This is a genomic window from Pollutimonas nitritireducens (assembly GCF_002849615.1).
In the GTDB taxonomy this organism is placed as follows: domain Bacteria; phylum Pseudomonadota; class Gammaproteobacteria; order Burkholderiales; family Burkholderiaceae_B; genus Pollutimonas; species Pollutimonas nitritireducens.
In genome coordinates this window covers 134440-153728 of record NZ_PDNV01000005.1, presented here as the reverse complement: position 1 = coordinate 153728, position 19289 = coordinate 134440, and the positions used below count along the sequence as shown (strand labels likewise).

Here is a 19289-nt window from a genome sequence, read left to right as displayed (position 1 = left end):
TTAGCGCCTTATTGTTCGCTTTTATGTCATGTGCATGACAATCTGCCTTTTCAGGGATCCAGGATACCGGCTGCCGCCTTTGCCTTGCGCCGTTTGGGCCGATGTTTTGATTTTGTCATGAAAGCCTGGCGGTGCAAGGCCCGGCGCTGCCGGGATTCGGTAGGGTCAAACGTTAGCGGCCGGTAGATTTCCAGGCGGTCGCCGTCGACCAGGACATGCTCGGGAGTGCATACCTGACCGTATATGCCCATCAATACGGCCGCACCGGGGTAATTGGGAAAGTCGCTGGCGAAATGACTGGCTTCAAGAGCCTGGGCGGCAGTGGCCCCGGGCCACAGCCGTACGGTCACGTCCCAGACGGAATCGGGCTGGGCGTACACAACCTGTATCGAGAAGCTATTCAAGTCGGTCATTAGTCACCGTAGATGGCCTGCGCGCGCTGAGTGAACGAGTCGATGAAGCTGCTGGCAATGCGGTTGAAAATAGGCCCGACTACCGCTTCGAGCGTCCGGCTGGAAAACGCGTACTCCATGACATATACCACCTTGCAGGCTTTGTCGTCCAATGCGTGGAACTCCCAGTTTCCCGTCAGGGCGGAAAAAGGCCCATTCACCAGATGAAAGGTGATAAGGCGTGGGTAGTCATGCTGGTTACGTGTGGTGAATGTTTGTTTTATACCGGCGATACTAATGGTAATGGATGCTTCCATTTCCTTGTCAGTGTTCTTGTGTACTACCGTGCCCCCACACCACGGCATGAATTCCGGATACCTGGCCACATCGGCGACGAGGTCGAACATTTGCGAACGACTATAGGGAACGAGGACGGATCGCTGGACTTTATGCATTGAAAGTAGTTAATGGATAGAATGTACTGATTTTACAGCCTACAACCGAATTGATTCATGAGCATTGTCGACAACCGTAAAGCCGCGCACGATTACTTTATTGAAGACCGCTACGAGGCGGGACTCGTGCTGGAAGGCTGGGAGGTAAAAGCCATACGTGCGGGTCATGTACAGCTCAAGGAAAGCTACGTCATTGTTCGTGACGGAGCATTATGGATCATCGGCATGCATATAAGCCCATTGCCAACTGCTTCCACCCACATCCATCCTAACGCGACGCGCACGCGCAAATTGTTGTTGCATGCCGAAGAGATCAGCAAGCTTATCGGTAAAGTTGAGCAGCGCGGTTTTACATTGATACCGCTTAACCTGCATTACAAGAATGGCCGGATCAAGCTGGATTTTGGACTGGGTCGAGGCAAAAAGCTGCACGATAAACGCGATGTTGCGCGCGACAAAGACTGGGAACGCGAAAAACAGCGCATCATGAAGCACGACACGCGCGCCTGATGACCATATGCGGCTCAGCTGCTGATCACCCCAATGTGAAGCCCTCCCGTTGCAAGAGCAATAGCTTGCGCTCGAGTCCGCCGGTATAGCCCGTAAGGATGCTGCCTGCGCCCAACACGCGGTGGCAGGGAATAATGATGGAGAGAGGGTTGCGCCCTACCGCCGTACCTACCGGGCGGCTGTGTTGCGGCGTTAGGCCTGCCGCGCGCGCAACGTCGCCGTAGGTTGCCGATTCCCCATAAGGGATTTCGCGCAAGGCCTGCCATACTCGCTGCTGGAACTCTGACCCTTCGATATGCAGTGCCACGGTGAACGACTGGCGTCGGCCCGCAAAGTAGTCGTTGAGCTCTTGCTGAACCTGTTCGAAAAGCGCCTGCACGCGGTCGGGGGTGTCGGGTTGCACCGTAAGGCTCGAGACCTGTCGGCCTGGTTCCAGCGCGGAAATATCGAATCCACATTCAGGTGGCATGACGCTGGCAAAGAGATCAGTCTGGTCGACCCGGCGGACTCTGAAATTCTTGATGGGCAGCCCGGCCATCAATCCGTCTGAGGGGCCCCCATGTTGGCGTGAGGATAAGGTGGCGCCGGCGAGCGACGGACAGTCGCTCTGACCGATGAAATAGGCCCCAGTCAGGTGGCTACCATTGGAAGACAGCAGCATGTTGCCTAGCGGCGACGGCATCTGCGCGTTAAACCTCATGGCCTTCTCTTCGCAAATAAAGACACGTCATTTCTAATGCAACTTGACCCGCGGCCTGCCCCGTTTCATCAACAGGCGTCCCAGCGCCAGAGAAGTCGTCCGGAGAAAACCGAGTATGGCAAAATGATGCATGAGGTGCAGGCTCATATACATCATTCTGGCCAGAAGCCCTTGTACGAACCAGTTCTTTCCCGTGAGCACACCCATGAGACTGCCGACGCCACGGGTGTGGCCCACGGAAACGAGCGATCCGTAGTCCCGAAACTGAAATTGGCGTGCCTGCACTTCCTTGCCTTGAATGCGTTCAGCCATGATGGGCAGCAAAAAGACAGCTTGCTGGTGGGCCACCTGCGCCTTGGCCGGCAGAAATTGTCCCTGCTCCCCCCAGGGCACCTGGGCGCAGTCGCCCATGGCAAAGACTGAAGGGTCGCTGCTGCGCAAGCCACCATCCACGACAAGTTGATTGATGCGATTTGTCGGCAGCCCCAAAAGTGTCAGAAACGCAGGAGCCTCTATACCCGCAGCCCATACACACAGATCCACAGGATATCGCACATCGTTGGAATCGTACAAGGCGTCCGCCTCGATGCGGGCTACTCGTACCGATGTCTTTACCGAAATTCCACGGTCGGTCAGCAGTTGCTGGGCCGCGGCGGACATCTTGGGCGACAGTGCTGACAAAATTCGATCGGCGCCTTCAAGCAACGTTATTTGTATGTCTTCCTGAGGATCGAGGCTGTTGAGCCCATAGAAAACCGCATCGGCGCATGCTTCGCGGAGTTCAGCGGCGAGTTCCACCCCCGTGGCACCCCCGCCGACGATTCCGATATTGAGTTGGTAGCTGGCGTGATCGGATTTCTTCTGATTCGCGGTGACAAGCTGATGCAACAGGCGGAGCCGGAACCGCTCGGCTTCTTCCGTTGAATCAAGGGCGATCGCGAATTCAGCGGCGCCCGGGGTTCCGAAGAAATTCGATTTGCTGCCCACCGCCAAGACCAGTGTGTCGAATGGCAACGTGCGCGCCGGAAATATTTCGATCTGCTGGTCGGAGAACACCGGTTCGAGCAGTATTCTTCTGGCTTCCCGATCGATATGGGCTACCTCGCCGAATATGAAGGTAAAACCTTTATCCTTGGCCAGCATGAAGTAGGAGAGGCCTTCGCGATGTATGTCCAGTGTGCCGGCAGCAACCTCGTGCAAGGAAGGCTTCCAAATATGGTCACCCGCCTTGTCAACCAGAAATACGTGTTGCGGCCCAAACTTCTGACCCAGCTTGGCTGCCAACTCGAGGCCACCGGCGCCACCGCCAATGATCACGACCCGGTGTGCTTCTGTGTGCGTCATTTTTTTCCTTTGCCCACGATAGACCTGCACAGGATACTAAGGAACGGCTACGCTGGGTACTGAATTCCATCCACCTCCCAGGGCCTTGTACAGCGCTACGTGATTGCTGTTCCTGGTCAATCGTAAAGTTATCAGGTCTTGCTGGGCCGCGTAAAGGCCGCGTTGGGCGTCCAGCACATTAAGATAACTGTCCACGCCGCTTCTGAAGCGCGCGTTGGAAAGCACATGATTATCCGCCGATGCGTCGACCAAAGCCGTTTGAGCGCTGAGCCGCTCGTCCAGAGTGCCGCGCTCGGCCAGACCGTCTGCCACGTCCCGGAACGCGGTCTGTATCGCTTTGTCGTACTGGGCAAGCGCGATGTCGCGATCCACTTCGGACATCTTCAGGTTGGCGCGATTTCGTCCGCCCTCGAATATGGGTATATTGATCTGAGGCACGAAGCTCCAGAATCCAGAACCGCCATCGAACAGACCGGACAGAGCGCTACTGGTGGTTCCAGCCGAGGCGGTCAGGCTGATTCTAGGAAAAAATGCCGCTCGTGCCGCACCGATCGTGGCATTGGCCGCCTGCAGCAGGCGTTCCGCCTCGACGACGTCAGGGCGCCGTTGCAAGACCTGGGAAGGGATACCTGCATTTAACTGCGCCAGGGTCATCTTGTCGTCGTGTTGTGACGTCGGCAGCAATTCGTCGGGAACGTCTCCACCCACCAGCAGAACCAATGCGTTCTTGTCCTGCGCGATTTGGCTGGTAAAGCGAGCTACGTCCACGCGGGCTGATTCGACTACGGTTTGCGCCTGTCGAAGGTCCAGCATCGAGGCGACGCCCAGTTCGTGGCTGCGTCGGATCAGGGCATAGGCATCTTGCTGGTTTCTTAACGTCTGTTGGGCAAGCTGCAAACGCTCCTGGTCCGCACCAAGGGTAAGGTAAGCATTGGCCAGCTCGGCGACCAGCGACAGCTGGACGGCATTGCGCGCCTCCTGCGTGGCGAGGTAACGCTGCAAGGCCTCGTCCTTCAGGCTGCGCACGCGGCCAAACAGGTCTAGTTCATATGCGCTCATGCCTACGCCTGCGCTATATTGACGGCTTATCCCTGCCTCGTCCGTAACGGAAAGATCAGCGGGCAAGCGCTGGCTTGTGCCGGAGCCAGACATTCCTATAGAGGGAAAGCTGTCGGCACGCCGGATTTGATACTGCGCTCGTGCACGATCGATATTCAAGGCCGCCACCCGTAGATCGCGATTATTCTCGAGCGCCATGGAAACAATCGTGCGCAGGTCGGCATCGACTATGAACAGCTGCCAGGCGATGTCGGCGGCCAGAGGAGCCCCGGGCGCGGCTTCCCCGCCCTCTTTACCATATGCAGCGCCGGTGGGCCATTCTGCGCCCACCGCTGCGCTTGGCTGTTGATAGCTGGGCGCCATGCTTGTGCAGCCAGCCAGCAGCATCGCTGCGGCGATTGATGTCAAAGATAAATATTTCATGTCAGATCTTCTGCTCGGAGGGCGTTGCCGTGGAGTCGGACAAAGGTTGATCGGCCTTCTTCTTTGACGAGAACAGCCGGCGCACCACCACGAAGAACACAGGGATAAAGAAAATACCAAGAACGGTTGCCGCAATGGTTCCGCCAAGCACTCCGGTACCGATGGCATTCTGGCTGCCCGAACCGGCACCTGTCTTGATGGCCAAGGGCATTACCCCTAGTCCGAATGCGATGGATGTCATCAGAATAGGCCGCAAGCGCAACCTTGCTGCCTCCAATGCTGCCTCAATCAGGCCCATGCCTTCGTCCATGAGGCCCTGTGCAAACTCGACAATCATGATGGCGTTCTTCGCAGCCAGCCCTATGGTTACCAGCAGGCCGACCTGGAAGTACACGTCGTTGGACATTCCCCGCCCGTTGGCGGCCAGGAGAGCCCCGAGTACCCCCAGGGGCACAACCAACATGACGGCGACTGGAATGGACCAGCTTTCATACAAGGCGGCCAGACACAGAAAGACCACGAGCAAGGAAATGGCGTACAAGGCCGGCGCTTGGGAGCCGGACATGCGTTCCTGATACGACAGTCCTGTCCATTCAATACCGAAACCAGCTGGCAATTGCGCTGCAATTTCTTCCATCGCCGCCATGGCGTCGCCTGAGCTTACGCCCGGTGCCGGTTCGCCCTGAATCTGCACTGCTGGGATACCGTTGTATCGCTCCAAGCGAGGCGAACCGTACTCCCAATGTGCCGTTGCAAAGGCCGAAAAGGGAACCATCTGGCCCGACGCATTGCGTGCGTACCATTTCTGCAGGTCCTCGGGCACCATGCGGAAGTCGGCTTCGGACTGCACATAAACCTTCTTGACGCGCCCTTTGTCGATGAAATCGTTCACATAGGCACCGCCCCATGCACTGGAAAGCGTACTGTTGACTTGACCCATGCTCAGTCCCAAAGCGCCTGCCTTGGCTTGGTCGATCTCGATGCGATACTGCGGTGTGTCATCCTGCCCGTTGGGGCGCACGGCGATCAGATCGGAATTTTGGGCGGCCAGGCCCAGCAATTGATTGCGGGCCTCTGTCAGCTTTTCATGTCCCATTCCGGCACGGTCCTGCAGATACATATCGAAGCCCTTGGCATTGCCCAGCTCGAGTACGGCGGGCGGAGCAAACGCGAATATCATGCCGTCTTTAATCTCCGACAGGACGGCCGACGCGCGTTCGGCAATCGCCGCAACGCCATTTTCCGCACCAGGGCGCGCGCTCCAGTCATTCAGCTTGATGAACCCCAGGCCCGCGTTCTGGCCGGCGCCGGCAAAGCTGAACCCTCCCACGGTGAAAACGGACTCGACATTATCTTTTTCATTAGCCAGGAAATGGGCTTCCATCTTGTCGAGCGAGGCCAGCGTGCGCTCCTGGGTTGCACCGGCCGGCAACAGGACCTGGGTAAAGAGCACGCCCTGGTCCTCGTCCGGCAGGAAAGACGTAGGCATCCTGATAAACAGCAAGACGGCGACGATCACCAGCGCCAGATAAATCAGCAGATAACGGGTGCTGCGGGCAATCATATGCCCGACCCAGGAATGGTATTTCTGGGTGCCGCGATCAAAATTGCGATTGAACCAGGTAAAGAAACGGCCCCGGGGAGCGTGTTCGCCCTTGGCAACTGGTTTGAGCATGGTTGCGCAGAGAGCCGGCGTCAGCACAATGGCGACCAGCACGGACAGCCCCATGGCCGAGACAATGATGATCGAGAACTGACGATAGATCACACCGGTGGAACCGCCAAAGAAGGCCATTGGCACCAGGACGGCCGAAATCACCAGACCGATACCCACCAGAGCCCCGGTAATCTGGTCCATGGACTTGCGCGTTGCCTCTTTCGGCGACAAGCCTTCTTCCGTCATCAGGCGTTCAACGTTCTCAACCACGACGATGGCATCGTCGACCAGCAGGCCAATTGCCAGCACCACGCCGAACAAGGTCAAGGTATTGATAGAGAAGCCGAAAGCGGCAAGAATACCAAAGGTACCCAGCAAGACCACAGGAACCGCAATCGTGGGAATGATCGTTGCCCTGAAATTCTGCAAGAACAGGTACATAACCAGGAATACCAGGATGACCGCCTCGATCAGCGTAGACACGACGCCTGAGATCGACACTTCCACGAAAGGCGTCGTGTCGAAGGCGATCACCGATTTCATGCTGGCGGGAAAGTTTTTCTCCAACTCGCTGACCTGTGCCTTGATGGCTTCTGCCGTGTCGAGCGCATTCGCCCCGGTGGCCAGTTTAAAACCCATCCCGGCGGCCGGCAGTCCGTTGTAGCGCGCTACAACGTTGTAGGTCTCGCTGCCCATTTCCAGGCGCGCCACATCGCGTAGCCGTACCGCCGCGCCATCGGGTGTGGTGCGCAGCAGTATTTCACCAAACTGCTCCGGAGTCTGTAGCAAGGATTGGGAGGTGATAGTGGCATTGATCTGCTGGCCTGGAACCGAGGGCGTTGCGCCCAGCTGCCCGACTGAAACCTGGGCGTTCTGCGCCTGTATGGCACTGACGACGTCGCCCGGCACCAGATTGTAGCTATACAGCTTGTTGGGATCGAGCCACACGCGCATGGCATATTGGCTGCCGAAGACTTCCAACTCGCCCACACCTTCAACCCGGCTCATGGGATCGCGCAGGTTGGCGACCGCATAGTCGCCCAAGTCGGTGGCGGTCATACTTCCATCTTCGGAGATCAGGCCGACCACCATCAGGAAGTTGGCGGTCGATTTCGTGACGATAACCCCCTGGCGCTGTACCTCTTGCGGCAGCATGGGTGTGGCTATTGACAGCTTGTTCTGCACTTGTACCTGCGCAATATCGGGATCCGTACCTGCTGCGAACGTAACAGTGATCGTCATGCGGCCCGACGAGTCACTGGTCGACGACATGTAGTCCATGCCGTCAATACCCTTCATTTGCTGCTCGATGACCTGCGTGACCGTATCTTGCAACGTTTGGGCCGACGCGCCAGGGTAAGTTGCAGCAATGGTGACTTGAGGTGGAGCAATGCTTGGATATTGCGCGACGGGCAAGCCAAGGATGGATAATCCGCCCGCAAGCATGATCACCAGGGCAATTACCCAGGCGAAGATCGGGCGATCAATGAAAAATCGTGACATGGTCGATGTATTCCAGGTGTGAGTCGGGTTCAACCGGCAGTGATTTCAACTGCCCGGACCAGTGCGCCCGGGCGTACTTTCTGCACCCCTTCCACAATCACCCGCTCGCCAGCAGCGATGCCTGTATCGACAAGCCATTGGTCGCCAACAGTACGCGTCGCCGTCAACGCTCGGCTTTCGACCTTGCTGTCGACATTGACGAGAAGCGCGGTGGCATTACCTTTTGAATCCCGGGTCACACCTTGCTGCGGAACCAATATGGCCTGGTCGCGAACTCCCTCTTCGAGGATGGCGCGCACATACATTCCAGGCAGCAACTGCTGCCCTGGATTGGGAAATACGGCACGCAGGGTGACCATGCCTGTACCGGGATTGACACTGACGTCCGAGAACTGCAGCTCGCCGGGATGGCCGTATTCCATGCCGTCCTCAAGGATGAGCCGGACATTGGCCCGTGCTTCAGTCGAGGCCGATAAGGACCCGGAGTCCAGCGCACGGCGCAAGCGCATCAGTTCGATGCTGGACTGCGTGACGTCCACATAGATAGGATCAAGTTGCTGGATAGTCGCCAACGGGCTGGCTTGATTGGCTGAAAGTAAAGCGCCCGGCGTGATGCTCGATTGGCCGATACGACCGGAAATCGGCGCCGTGACACGGGTATAACCAAGATTGATGGATGCCATCTCAAGAGCCGCCTTCGCAGACGCGACATCGGCTTGCGCCTGAAGAAGTTCGGCGGCGGCCCGATCGTTGTCTTGCTTGCTTACTGCGTTGATCTTGACGAGTTTTTTATAGCGCCCGGCAGTCAGCCCTGCGACTTTCAGGTTGGCCTGGGCCTTGGTAAGCGCTGCTTTGGCACTGTTGTGACTGGCCTTGTAGCTCGCGGAATCGATCTCGTACAAGGTCTCCCCCGCTTTGACATCGCTCCCTTCCTTGAATGACCGGTTCTTGACGATACCGCCCACCTGCGGGCGGACTTCGGACACCATGAATGCACTGGTGCGGCCGGCGAGCTCGGTGGTTAATGAGATGGGCTGGGTGGCTATCGTTACTACGCTGACTTCGGGCGTCGGAGGCGGTCCGCTTTGAGCGGTTGGTTGGCTGCATCCCGCCAGAACGAGCACGCCCGCTAACGCTGATAAGGTTTGGATGAACGGCTGGCGTGCATGTGGCGTCATAGAAACTCATAAAGTGAATGTATTAACCGTACGGTACGGTCATCTTACGCTTGACAAAATAGCGGTGTCAAGCAAAACTGTACGGGTTGGTACAAAATTATGAGAATGAGATGAGAACGAAAAGTGAAGCCAGACGCGCGGCCATTATGTCCGTGGCCCTGGATGTTTTTCGCGAAGTCGGCTTTGACGCGGCGTCCATGTCACAGATTGCGGCCCGGGTTGGCGGCTCGAAGGCGACGCTGTACAACTATTTTTCGTCTAAAGAGGAGTTGCTGCTTGCTGCTATGCTGCATTCCGGTGACAAGTACGCACAGGAAGTCCTGCAATTATTGCTGGAATCTGATAATTTCCCCACCCAGTTGCACCGCTTTGTCGTATCGCTGCTTAAGCTCATCGGTTCCTCGGAACCTATCGAAATATTGCGTGTGGCCATTTCGGTAGGCGGTACATCCGACATCGGACGCCAGTTCTATGAATTGGGAACCCATAGCGTCTGGATCGAGATCGCCAAGGTCTTGCGCAATGAGGTGAATAAAGGGAATTTGCATAATAGCGATCCGGACCAGATGGCAATGCTGCTGCGCAGCCTGTGCGAATCAGAACTGATACGCAATCTCTTGGGAGCCGGTCGTGTGATGGACGACAAGGAACTGGAACGCAAGGCAGGCTGCATTGTGGATATTTTCCTGCGTCTGTACGGAACCGCCCAATAAAGTCTCCAAGGATTCCTTACTGGGCGGTGTGGTGACGCATAGTGTCGCTGCGGCGTCCGGGTAAATCTTGCGCCAGGACGCTGTCCATCATTACTCGTTGGCGAGGCGCTGCCACGTATCGACTACGGTATCCGGATTCAGGGACATCGACAAGATGCCTTCATCGCGCAGCCACTGCGCAAGGTCTGGATGATCGCTGGGGCCTTGACCGCAGATGCCTACGTATTTTCCTGCGGCCAGGCATGCCTTGATGGCGCGCCTGAGCATAAATTTGACCGCCTCATCGCGTTCATCGAAGTCGGCAGCCAGCAACTCCAGGCCGGAATCGCGATCCAGACCCAGTGTGAGCTGTGTCATATCGTTGGAGCCAATGGAAAAGCCGTCGAAATATTGCAGGAACTCGTCAGCCAGGATCGCATTGGAAGGCACTTCGCACATCATGATCAATCGCAGACCATTTTCGCCGCGCGCCAAACCGTTCTTGGCAAGCAGGTCTACAACCTTGGCTGCCTGGGGCAAGGTGCGCACGAAAGGCACCATGATCTCGACATTGGTCAGGCCCATGTCGTCCCGAACCTTCTTGAGCGCTTCGCATTCCATCCTGAAGCACTCTTCGAACTCTGCCGATACATAGCGCGACGCGCCGCGGAAGCCCAACATCGGGTTTTCTTCCTCGGGCTCGTAGCGCGAGCCGCCCACCAGTTTGCGGTATTCATTCGATTTGAAATCGGAGAGGCGCACGATGACGGGTTTCGGATAGAAGGCGGCAGCCAGTGTGCTGATGCCTTCGGCGAGCTTCTCGACAAAGAAAGCTCTGGGACTTGCATAACCGCGAGCCGCCGACTCTACGGCTTTCTTGAGCTCGGCATCCACATTCGGATAATCGAGCACCGCCTTGGGATGCACATTGATATTGTTGTTGATGATGAACTCGAGGCGAGCCAGTCCTACACCGTGGTTGGGAATCTGCGAGAAATCGAAGGCCAGCTGCGGATTGCCGACGTTCATCATGATCTTGAGACCGATGTCGGGCATTTCGCCCCAACGGACTTCTTCGATCTCCGTTTCGATCAGACCATCGTAGATACGCCCCTCGTCGCCTTCCGCGCACGATACCGTAACCTCCCTTCCGTCGCTAAGCACGTCGGTGGCGTTCGCGCAGCCAACAACGGCCGGAATGCCCAGTTCACGGGCAATGATGGCCGCGTGGCAGGTGCGTCCTCCGCGATTGGTGACGATGGCCGAGGCCAGCTTCATGACAGGCTCCCAGTTGGGATCGGTCATGTCGGTAACGAGGATGTCACCCCGCTTGACCTGATCCATCTGGGAAATATCGCCGACGACACGTACCTGGCCGGAGCCGATCTTCTGACCGATGGCACGGCCCGTGATGAGGACTTCGCCAGTTGCCTTCAGGCGATAGCGTTCTTGAACGTCGTGGTGGCCCATCTGGGACTTCACCGTCTCGGGCCGGGCTTGCAAGATGTACAGTTTGCCGTCAATACCGTCCTTGCCCCATTCGATGTCCATCGGCCGTTGATAATGCTTTTCGATGATCACGGCATAGCGCGCGAGCTCGATGACTTCATCATCGGTCAGGGAATAACGATTTCGTTCGGATACGGGAACATCGACGGTTCGAACGGCGTGCCCGTTCGAACGCTGGGGATCAAACTCCATTTTCAATAGCTTGGACCCGATGCGACGGCTGATGATGGGATAGTGTCCCGAGTCGAGTGTGGGCTTGAAGACATAAAATTCATCGGGATTGACGGCACCCTGCACCACGGTTTCACCAAGCCCGTAGGACGAGGTGATGAACACGACGTCCTTGAATCCCGATTCGGTATCGAGCGTGAACATGACGCCTGCGGCGCCCCGATCGGAACGGACCATGCGCTGGATACCAGCCGACAGGGCGACATCGGCATGGGCGTAGCCTTTATGCACCCGATAGGAGATGGCGCGATCGTTATACAGTGATGCGAATACATGGCGAATCTTTTCCAGGACCTCGTCGATTCCAACGACGTTCAGGTAGGTTTCCTGCTGCCCGGCGAAGGATGCATCAGGGAGGTCTTCCGCCGTGGCGGACGAACGCACGGCGAACGAGCCCTTGCCGTCGGCGTCCAGCTTGGCAAACGCACCGCGGATCGATTGCTCGAAGTCAGCGGGAAATGGCGTGTCGATGATCCACTGACGGATTTCCGCGCCGGCATTGGCGAGCTCGCGCACGTCTTCGGAATCGAGCGTGAGTAGCCGGTCTGCAATGCGCTGGTCAAGTTTCGTGGACTTAAGGAAATCGCGGAAAGCGTCGGCCGTCGTGGCGAAGCCGCCCGGTACGCGGACACCCGCCTCTGACAGTTGACTGATCATTTCACCGAGCGATGAATTTTTACCCCCCACCGAGTCGACGTCCGTCATGCGGAGCTGCTCGAAAGATACAACATAAGACATAAAGTCACCTTTGAACTATAGAAGAAAGCTTGTTTGCTTATTGCGCAACACTCGCATGACATGTCTTTTGAGAGCATGTAGGGGCTACGCATTAAGCAAACCAGCCTTGCCTGCTGGTTGGGCGACTGTTAATCTTGCGATTGTACCGTTTCCGGCATCTTCTGCATCAACTTACATGACCACTCCCATTATCGAGCGTACGGTATTTGTTGTCTCTGACAGCACCGGCATTACCGCCGAAACCTTCAGCAATTCGGTGCTGTCCCAATTCGAACAGATAAAATTCGAGGCCATACGCATCCCTTTCCTGGACACCATAGAAAAAGCCAACTCGGCGGCGCTGCGCATCAATCGCTGCGCCGAAGAGCAAAACGCGCCGCCATTGGTCTTCAGTACCCTGGTCGATCCGCAAATAGCGCTTAAGATCCAGTCGGCAAACTGCACTTTTCTCGATTTGTTCGGTACTTTTGTCCAGCATATCGAAACGGCGTTGGGTGTAAAGTCCAGCCATTCAGTTGGCCGGTCCCATATGGGAGGACTGTCCAAGCAATATAACAATCGTATCGAAGCCATCAATTTCAGCCTGGCCCACGATGACGGCCAGTTTATTCATGGCCTCGAGCAGGCAGACGTGATTCTAGTGGGTGTGTCCCGCTGCGGTAAAACACCGACGAGCCTGTACCTGGCGATGCAGTATGCGGTGAAGGCTGCAAACTTTCCGTTGATTCCCGAGGATTTCGACAGAGGGATGCTGCCAGCCACGCTGGTCCCGTTCAGGAAGAAACTGTTTGGCTTGTCCATACAGCCAGCCCGTCTGGCCGAGGTTCGTCACGAACGTCGGCCTAACAGCCAGTATGCATCGATCAAGCAATGCCGCCATGAGGTCGCCGAAGCAGAGCGCCTGATGCGAATGGAAAACATCCCCTGGCTGTCGACCACGACGAAGTCGATCGAGGAGATCTCCACCAAGGTGCTGGATGAAGTGGGATTGGATAGGCGGATTTATTGACGTGCCGCCTGCTGGTCATAAGTGACGGGCAGCGCTCTTTGCATGCATTCTATTTCCTGAGACCTGACTCTGCTTTCTTATCCGTGACTCTGCTTTCTTATACGCCGTTGGAATTGACGAGACGTACCAGGGTGGAGTTGGGTGCTTGGCGTTTTTGCCGCTGATTTTGGTGATGAGAAAGAGTGAACACGCTCGCATCAGAAGGCCCGCCTGCCGGGCCTTCTGATGCATTGAGATGGATTCCTGCCACTGAGCGGCGTTCGAATATATTAGGATCAGCGGGTGTGCTGGCGGCGGTGTTCAAACAGGCAGATGCCTGCTGCGACGGCTACGTTCAGGGATTCGACGTTTTCGGCTTGCGGGATGAACACTCGCCTGTCGGCCAGCGCCAGCAAGGCGGGATCGATGCCCTGCCCTTCGTTGCCGAGCAGCCAGGCGGCTGTCGGTGGCAAGGGGCTCTGATAAAGCGACGTCGCGTTTTCAAGTGCCGTGGCGATCAGCGGCACGGTGACGCGTTCTTGTGCATGTCGCAAATCCACGTGTTCATGGATGGACATTACAAAATGTGCACCTTGGCCGCTACGCAATACCTTGGGCGACCACGCCGATGCGCAGCCTTGCGATAGGTAGGCGTTGCGTATGTCTGCGGCTGCCGCCGTGCGCAACAGTGTTCCGACGTTGCCGGGGTCCTGAATGCGATCCAGCCAGATGCTGTTATGGTCTATGCGCGCTGGCAGGCTGCGCAAAGGTACGGCCACCACAAAGCAGACGCCTTGCCCATGCTCGACCTGGGACAGCGATTTCATAAGGCGGGGCTCACAGGACAGGCATAGCCGTGCATCAACCGACTGCGCCAGTTTCGCGACTTCATCATTATGTTGAAGGCGGTCGCTGTCGAACAGTGCCAGTTGCGGGCTGCCTGCATGCTGCAGCCATGACTGGCAAAGATGTATGCCTTCGAGCACCGCATGGTGGCCGGACGGCCCGCCATCGTCTGTCTCATCGCGCTTGCCGCAAGCCAGTCGCAACACGCGCTTGTAGGCGGGATTATCGCGGGAACTGATGTGCTTCATGGCGAGTCGTAATATCCAGGCAAGAGACGCCTGACTGGCGAAAAACTGCGTCGGTGCGCGGGACAAGGACCATGGCTTTCCAGACGAACAAGATGCAAGGCGGTGCCATAGCCTTTATGCTGGTCGAAGGCGTAGTCGGGATAAACAGCATGCAGCGCCAGGCAGTCTGCGTCGCGTGCCGTCTTGGCCAGTATCGATGCTGCTGAAATCGATGCAACGGTTGCATCTCCCTTTATGACCGCTTCGGCCAGGCAGGCAAGTCCGCGCGGCAGGCAATTGCCGTCAACCAGCGCCAAGTCCGGCATGATGACAAGGCCTTCGCAGGCGCGTCGCATCGCCAGCATGGTGGCCTGGAGGATATTCAGGCGGTCGATCTCTTCCACCGTGGCGCTGGCGATACACCATGCCAGCGCGTCACTGCGTATTTCGAGGGCAAGTTCTTCGCGCCGCTGGGGAGTCAGCTTTTTCGAGTCATCCAGACCCATGATGGGCCGCGCAGGGTCGAGTATGACCGCAGCGGCATATACCGGCCCCGCCAATGGACCTCGACCCGCTTCATCAATTCCCGCCACGCGCATGGCCGCCGGCAGGTTGGAGAAGAAAAGATCAGTTTTGAGCATGCCGCGCCTGCTCGAGTATGACGTTGGCAGCCAGGGTGGGCGTGTCGCGCCACAACGATTCGTGGATGGCACGGAACCGCCGAACCACCTGCTGTGCATAGGGTGTATCAGTGAGAGCCTTCCAGGTGGCGTCAGCGAGCGCCTGTGGCGTAGCATCTTCCTGCAACAGCTCGGGGACGACGAAATCACGGGCCAGTACGTTGGGCAGGCCTACCCATGGAACATAAGGCCTCGCCTGTCCTGATTTCCAGGTCATAAGACGTTTCATCATGGGCGAAAGCACATAGGAGATGACCATGGGTCGCTTGAACAGGGCTGCTTCGAGCGTCGCGGTTCCGCTGGCAACCAGGACAGCGTCGGCAGCCTGCATGACATTCCATGCTGCCGGGCGTGCGTCGAAAAAGGCATCGTTGTCGTGTGTAGGCATGGCCGAGGAAAAGGCTGTCGTGGCACCCGCCGCCTGCTCAATGATACGGCAATTCGGCACGGGATAGTCGCGAAGCAAGACCTCGAACTCTTGTCGGCGCTGTGCGTTGACCATGGGCACCAGCACGAGCAGCGACGGGTCTTCCTGAGTCAACAATTGCGCAGCCTGAAGGAAGCGAGGCCCAAGCAGCTTGATCTCGGAGGTTCGGCTTCCTGGCATTAATGCAAGAACGCGCGCGCCGGTGTCCATCTTCAAGTAGCGGCGCGCCGCGTCACGGTCGGGGTCCATGGGAATAAGCTCGGCCAAGGGGTGTCCGACGTAGGTCACCGGTATGTTCTCTTTCTGGTAGATTTCCTCTTCGAACGGAAACAGCACAAGCATGTGGGACACTGCTTCGCGTATCTTGTGGACACGTTCGTAGCGCCACGCCCAGATGGACGGTCCGACGAAATGAACAGTTGGTACTCCGGCGCGTCTCAATTGGAGTTCGAGGCGCAGATTGAAGTCTGGCGCGTCAATACCGACGAATACGTCCGGCGTTTGAGATTGCCAGCGCCGCCTTACATTGGAATAGGTCGAAAGCAGGCTGGGCAGTCGCTTGATTGCATCCACATACCCAAAGACCGACAACGCATCCATGGGGTGCCATGCGTCGAAACCCTGCCTGCTCATGGCAGGGCCGCCTATCCCTTCGCACCGGGCGTCGGGAGCGTGCTGCATAATGCCCCGAATCGCCCTGGCAGCGAGGAGATCGCCCGATGGCTCTCCCGCTACCATGCCGACGCGCAACGTCATGAACGCGCGATACCGCGGGTCGATGCCGCGAGGAAATCAATCATGACTTGGAGTGCGTCATGGGCCAATGGTCTTTCCTGCTGCAAGACGCGCATTTTTTCGCATGCTTCGTCGAGTTTCAGATTGCGACGATAAAGCAGCTTGTAGGCTTCTTTCAGGGCAGCAATGGCCTCTGGCGTATAGTTGCGCCGGCTAAGCCCTTCAGAATTGATGCCTACCGGACGAAACGGATCGCCCGCACCGATGAGATAAGGCGGTGTATCCTGGCGCATGGTGCTGGTGCCACCTATCATGGTGTGGTCGCCGATGCGTACAAATTGATGGACGGCGCAGAGGCCTCCAAGGATTGCCCAGTTGCCGATATGCACGTGCCCGCCAAGCTGCACGCCATTGGCAATGACGGTATGGTTAGCGATCTGGCAATCGTGCGCGATATGCGCATACGCCATGATCCAGTTATCATCCAGAATGCGCGTAACACCGGCATCCTGCGCGGTACCGGTATTGATGGTGACGTACTCGCGCACCGTATTGCCATTCCCTATTTCGAGCCGGGTTGGTTCGCCACGGTATTTCTTATCTTGCGGCATTCCGCCTACCGAGCAGAACCGGTAGAAATTATTATTGACGCCTATGGTCGTGTGGCCGTCTATCATGCAGTGCGGGCCTACTACCGTACCCTCGCCTATCGATACATGTTCGCCGATGACGCAGAAAGGGCCTATGCTGACATTGTTGGCAATGACTGCTCCGTCAGCGATTACTGCCGTGGGGTGTATCAGACCGGGCATTGCTAATCTTCCAGGACGCGAATCGCACACATGATCTTGGCTTCAGCCACGAGTTGACCATCTACCGTCGCCTTGGCGTTGTATCGGCATATTGAGCGGCTGATTTTGTCGGCCGTTGCTTCGAGGCGCAACTGGTCGCCCGGGACCACCGGACGTCGGAAGCGCGCGCCATCAACCCCTACAAGATAGTAGGCCATTTTTTTGTCGGCCGGCTTGGCGTCGCTTTCCTCGAATGAAAATAAGGCAGCAGCTTGGGCAAGGGCCTCGATGATCAGCACCCCCGGCATAACCGGATGGTGTGGGAAATGTCCGGTAAAAAAGGGCTCGTTCATCGTCACATTCTTGATGGCCACGATGCTCTTGCCCGGTACCATTTCAATGACACGGTCAACCAGCAGCATCGGAAATCGATGCGGCAGCCGCTCCATGATTTGTTTGATGTCGAGTTCCATCTTTGTTTATATCCTGCGTGCTTGAATCGTACGATACGATTACTGATTGTTTTGCGCTTTTTCGATCGCCCGCAGGCGACGACGCAACTGAGCCAGTTGAGATAAGACCGCGGCGTTGCGCTGCCACTGGCTGTGTTCGGCAAACGGATAGACCCCGGTATAACGCCCCGGAGTACTGATATTGGAGGTGACGGCAGTACCGCCCGATACGTGGACGTCGTCGCCCAGCACGAGATGGCCCGACAGCATGGCGGCGCCAGCTATAGTGCAGCGTTGTCCTATGATGGTCGAGCCTGCAACGCCTACACAGGCTGCCATGGCGGTATGGTCGCCGATCTGGACGTTATGTCCGATCATTATCTGGTTGTCCAGCTTGACGCCGTTGCCAACCAGTGTATTTTCGAGCGCGCCACGGTCTACCGTGGTGTTGGCTCCGATTTCGACATCATTCCCAAGAACCACCCCACCGATCTGGGCGATCTTGGCCCAGGCTCCTGCAGCGTTATGAGGATCGGGCGCAAACCCGAAACCATCGGCACCGAACACCGAGCCCGAATGAAGAATCGCTCGATCACCAATTGTGACATTATGGTAGAGCGTTACCCGCGCATGCAGCAGGCAGTCTTTACCCAATACCGAATTCGCACCGATTGTACAGTGAGCACCCACCCGCGTGCCCTGCCCGATACGGGCTCCCTCTTCAATGACGCAATAGGGTCCGATACTGACGCTGGCGGCCACGGCGGCGCTGGAGGCAACGATGGCGGTTGGGTGTATCCCTGTTTCCAGGCGGCTGATTCTACGTTGGTCGAACCATTGTGCCAACAAGGCATACATCAGGTAAGGCTGACTGCAAAGCACAACACGGTATGACCGATTTTCGATGTCGAGCGTTTGGTAATCGGCGTCGGTCATGATGACTGCTGCCGCCTTGCAATCGGACAGTTGATTTCGCAACTTAGGATTGGACAGAAAGCTGATCTCGGTACGTCCCGCGGACGTCAACGAACCCAGCCCCTGGATGCGCGGCTCGGATTCGTTGCTGGTATCGACCGGTTTGCAGTCCAGACCGACGGTGTTCGCTTCGGCAAGGAGTTCGTGAAGAGTGGGCGCCTGATCAGGAGCTAGCAATACCGGCATTGAAGTTAGCCGCCCAGTGCTTTCATGACCTGGTCAGTGATATCTACCTTGGGGCTTACCGTAACCGCATCCTGGACAATCAGGTCATAGCCTTGCTGCTCTGCAATTTTCTTGATCGCGGCGTCGGCCTTTTCGACAATGCTGGAGAACTCTTCGTTGCGGCGTCGATTGAAATCTTCCTGGAATTCGCGGCGCTTGCGTTGCAGGTCCGAATCGAGATCAGCTAGTTGACGCTGTCGCTTGACGCGCTCTGATTCGGATAGAACCGGTGCGTCTTTGTCGAATTTCTGTGCTTGGGAGCGCAGGCTGGTGGCCATTTTCTGCAATTCGTCATCGCGGCGCTTGAATTCGGCTTCAATTTTGGATTGTGCTGCCTTGGCGGGTTTGGAGTCTCGCAGGATGCGTTCTGTGCTAACGAAGCCGATTTTGGTCGACTGGGCATAAACAGGCGCCGCTGCCATGGCGCTTGCGCCCAAGGCCACAGCCAGGACGAGTGCACGATTGCCACGGCCGATATTACGGGTTAAAGCAGAAACGTTTAAAGCTAATTGAGACTTCATGGAAAATCTACCTTGCAATGTAGCAGAGATA

Annotated in this window: 18 protein-coding genes; 3 read left to right on the top strand and 15 right to left on the bottom strand. The window is 57.0% G+C overall.

What is annotated here, in order from left to right; all coding sequences use genetic code 11:
* Positions 1–50: 50 nt before the first annotated feature.
* A complete protein-coding gene (locus tag CR155_RS08730; RefSeq protein WP_102069633.1) occupies positions 51–413 on the bottom strand; it encodes an RnfH family protein in 363 nt (120 codons plus the stop codon).
* Positions 413–847, bottom strand: a complete 435-nt coding sequence (locus CR155_RS08725; protein WP_102069632.1) for a type II toxin-antitoxin system RatA family toxin — start codon at positions 845–847, stop codon at positions 413–415. Before CR155_RS08725 ends, CR155_RS08730 begins: the two co-directional genes overlap by 1 nt.
* A 57-nt stretch (positions 848–904) precedes the next feature.
* Here CR155_RS08725 and smpB point away from each other — a divergent pair, with 57 nt between their 5' ends.
* A complete protein-coding gene (smpB, locus tag CR155_RS08720; RefSeq protein ID WP_102069631.1) occupies positions 905–1357 on the top strand; it encodes an SsrA-binding protein SmpB in 453 nt (150 codons plus the stop codon).
* A gap of 25 nt (positions 1358–1382) precedes the next feature.
* Here the strand turns inward: smpB and CR155_RS08715 are convergent, their stop codons facing one another.
* Genes CR155_RS08715 through CR155_RS08695 form a run of 5 tightly spaced genes read right to left on the bottom strand, consistent with a single transcriptional unit; the run spans position 1383 to position 9221 of the window.
* Complete coding sequence (locus tag CR155_RS08715; protein ID WP_233214054.1) at positions 1383–2057, bottom strand: methylated-DNA--[protein]-cysteine S-methyltransferase; 675 nt, start codon at positions 2055–2057, stop codon at positions 1383–1385.
* A gap of 33 nt (positions 2058–2090) precedes the next feature.
* Positions 2091–3401, bottom strand: a complete 1311-nt coding sequence (locus CR155_RS08710; protein WP_102069630.1) for an NAD(P)/FAD-dependent oxidoreductase — start codon at positions 3399–3401, stop codon at positions 2091–2093.
* Positions 3402–3437: 36 nt separating this feature from the next.
* A complete protein-coding gene (adeC, locus tag CR155_RS08705; protein ID WP_102069629.1) occupies positions 3438–4883 on the bottom strand; it encodes an AdeC/AdeK/OprM family multidrug efflux complex outer membrane factor in 1446 nt (481 codons plus the stop codon).
* Position 4884: 1 nt separating this feature from the next.
* A complete protein-coding gene (locus CR155_RS08700) occupies positions 4885–8043 on the bottom strand; it encodes an efflux RND transporter permease subunit (RefSeq protein WP_102069628.1) in 3159 nt (1052 codons plus the stop codon).
* A gap of 29 nt (positions 8044–8072) precedes the next feature.
* Complete coding sequence (locus CR155_RS08695; protein WP_102069627.1) at positions 8073–9221, bottom strand: efflux RND transporter periplasmic adaptor subunit; 1149 nt, start codon at positions 9219–9221, stop codon at positions 8073–8075.
* A gap of 110 nt (positions 9222–9331) precedes the next feature.
* On the opposite strand from CR155_RS08695, the gene CR155_RS08690 reads away from it, so the two are divergent.
* Positions 9332–9934, top strand: a complete 603-nt coding sequence (locus CR155_RS08690; protein ID WP_102069626.1) for a TetR/AcrR family transcriptional regulator — start codon at positions 9332–9334, stop codon at positions 9932–9934.
* Positions 9935–10024: 90 nt separating this feature from the next.
* Here the strand turns inward: CR155_RS08690 and ppsA are convergent, their stop codons facing one another.
* Positions 10025–12391: a phosphoenolpyruvate synthase gene (gene ppsA, locus CR155_RS08685; RefSeq protein WP_102069625.1), complete on the bottom strand. Its 2367-nt coding sequence runs from the start codon at positions 12389–12391 to the stop codon at positions 10025–10027.
* Between the two features lie 175 nt (positions 12392–12566).
* Here ppsA and ppsR point away from each other — a divergent pair, with 175 nt between their 5' ends.
* Positions 12567–13400, top strand: coding sequence for a posphoenolpyruvate synthetase regulatory kinase/phosphorylase PpsR (gene ppsR / locus CR155_RS08680; protein WP_102069624.1), 834 nt, complete (start codon positions 12567–12569; stop codon positions 13398–13400).
* A 275-nt stretch (positions 13401–13675) separates the two neighbouring features.
* On the opposite strand, the gene CR155_RS08675 is transcribed toward ppsR, so the two are convergent.
* The 7 genes from CR155_RS08675 to CR155_RS08645 are packed head-to-tail and all read right to left on the bottom strand — an operon-like array spanning position 13676 to position 19258.
* On the bottom strand, positions 13676–14473 hold the full coding sequence (locus tag CR155_RS08675) for a TrmH family RNA methyltransferase (RefSeq protein ID WP_102069623.1): 798 nt from the start codon (positions 14471–14473) through the stop codon (positions 13676–13678).
* A complete protein-coding gene (gene rnhB, locus CR155_RS08670) occupies positions 14470–15093 on the bottom strand; it encodes a ribonuclease HII (RefSeq protein WP_102069622.1) in 624 nt (207 codons plus the stop codon). The genes CR155_RS08675 and rnhB overlap by 4 nt, the downstream gene beginning before the upstream one ends.
* Positions 15080–16315: a lipid-A-disaccharide synthase gene (gene lpxB / locus CR155_RS08665; protein WP_102069621.1), complete on the bottom strand. Its 1236-nt coding sequence runs from the start codon at positions 16313–16315 to the stop codon at positions 15080–15082. Before lpxB ends, rnhB begins: the two co-directional genes overlap by 14 nt.
* Positions 16312–17106, bottom strand: a complete 795-nt coding sequence (gene lpxA, locus CR155_RS08660) for an acyl-ACP--UDP-N-acetylglucosamine O-acyltransferase (RefSeq protein ID WP_102069620.1) — start codon at positions 17104–17106, stop codon at positions 16312–16314. The genes lpxB and lpxA overlap by 4 nt, the downstream gene beginning before the upstream one ends.
* Before the next feature lie 2 nt (positions 17107–17108).
* Positions 17109–17558 (bottom strand): 3-hydroxyacyl-ACP dehydratase FabZ, encoded by a 450-nt coding sequence (gene fabZ / locus CR155_RS08655; protein WP_102069619.1) that lies wholly within the window; start codon positions 17556–17558, stop codon positions 17109–17111.
* A gap of 39 nt (positions 17559–17597) precedes the next feature.
* On the bottom strand, positions 17598–18698 hold the full coding sequence (gene lpxD / locus CR155_RS08650; protein ID WP_102069618.1) for a UDP-3-O-(3-hydroxymyristoyl)glucosamine N-acyltransferase: 1101 nt from the start codon (positions 18696–18698) through the stop codon (positions 17598–17600).
* Between the two features lie 5 nt (positions 18699–18703).
* On the bottom strand, positions 18704–19258 hold the full coding sequence (locus CR155_RS08645) for an OmpH/Skp family outer membrane protein (RefSeq protein ID WP_102069617.1): 555 nt from the start codon (positions 19256–19258) through the stop codon (positions 18704–18706).
* Between the last annotated feature and the right edge of the window lie 31 nt (positions 19259–19289).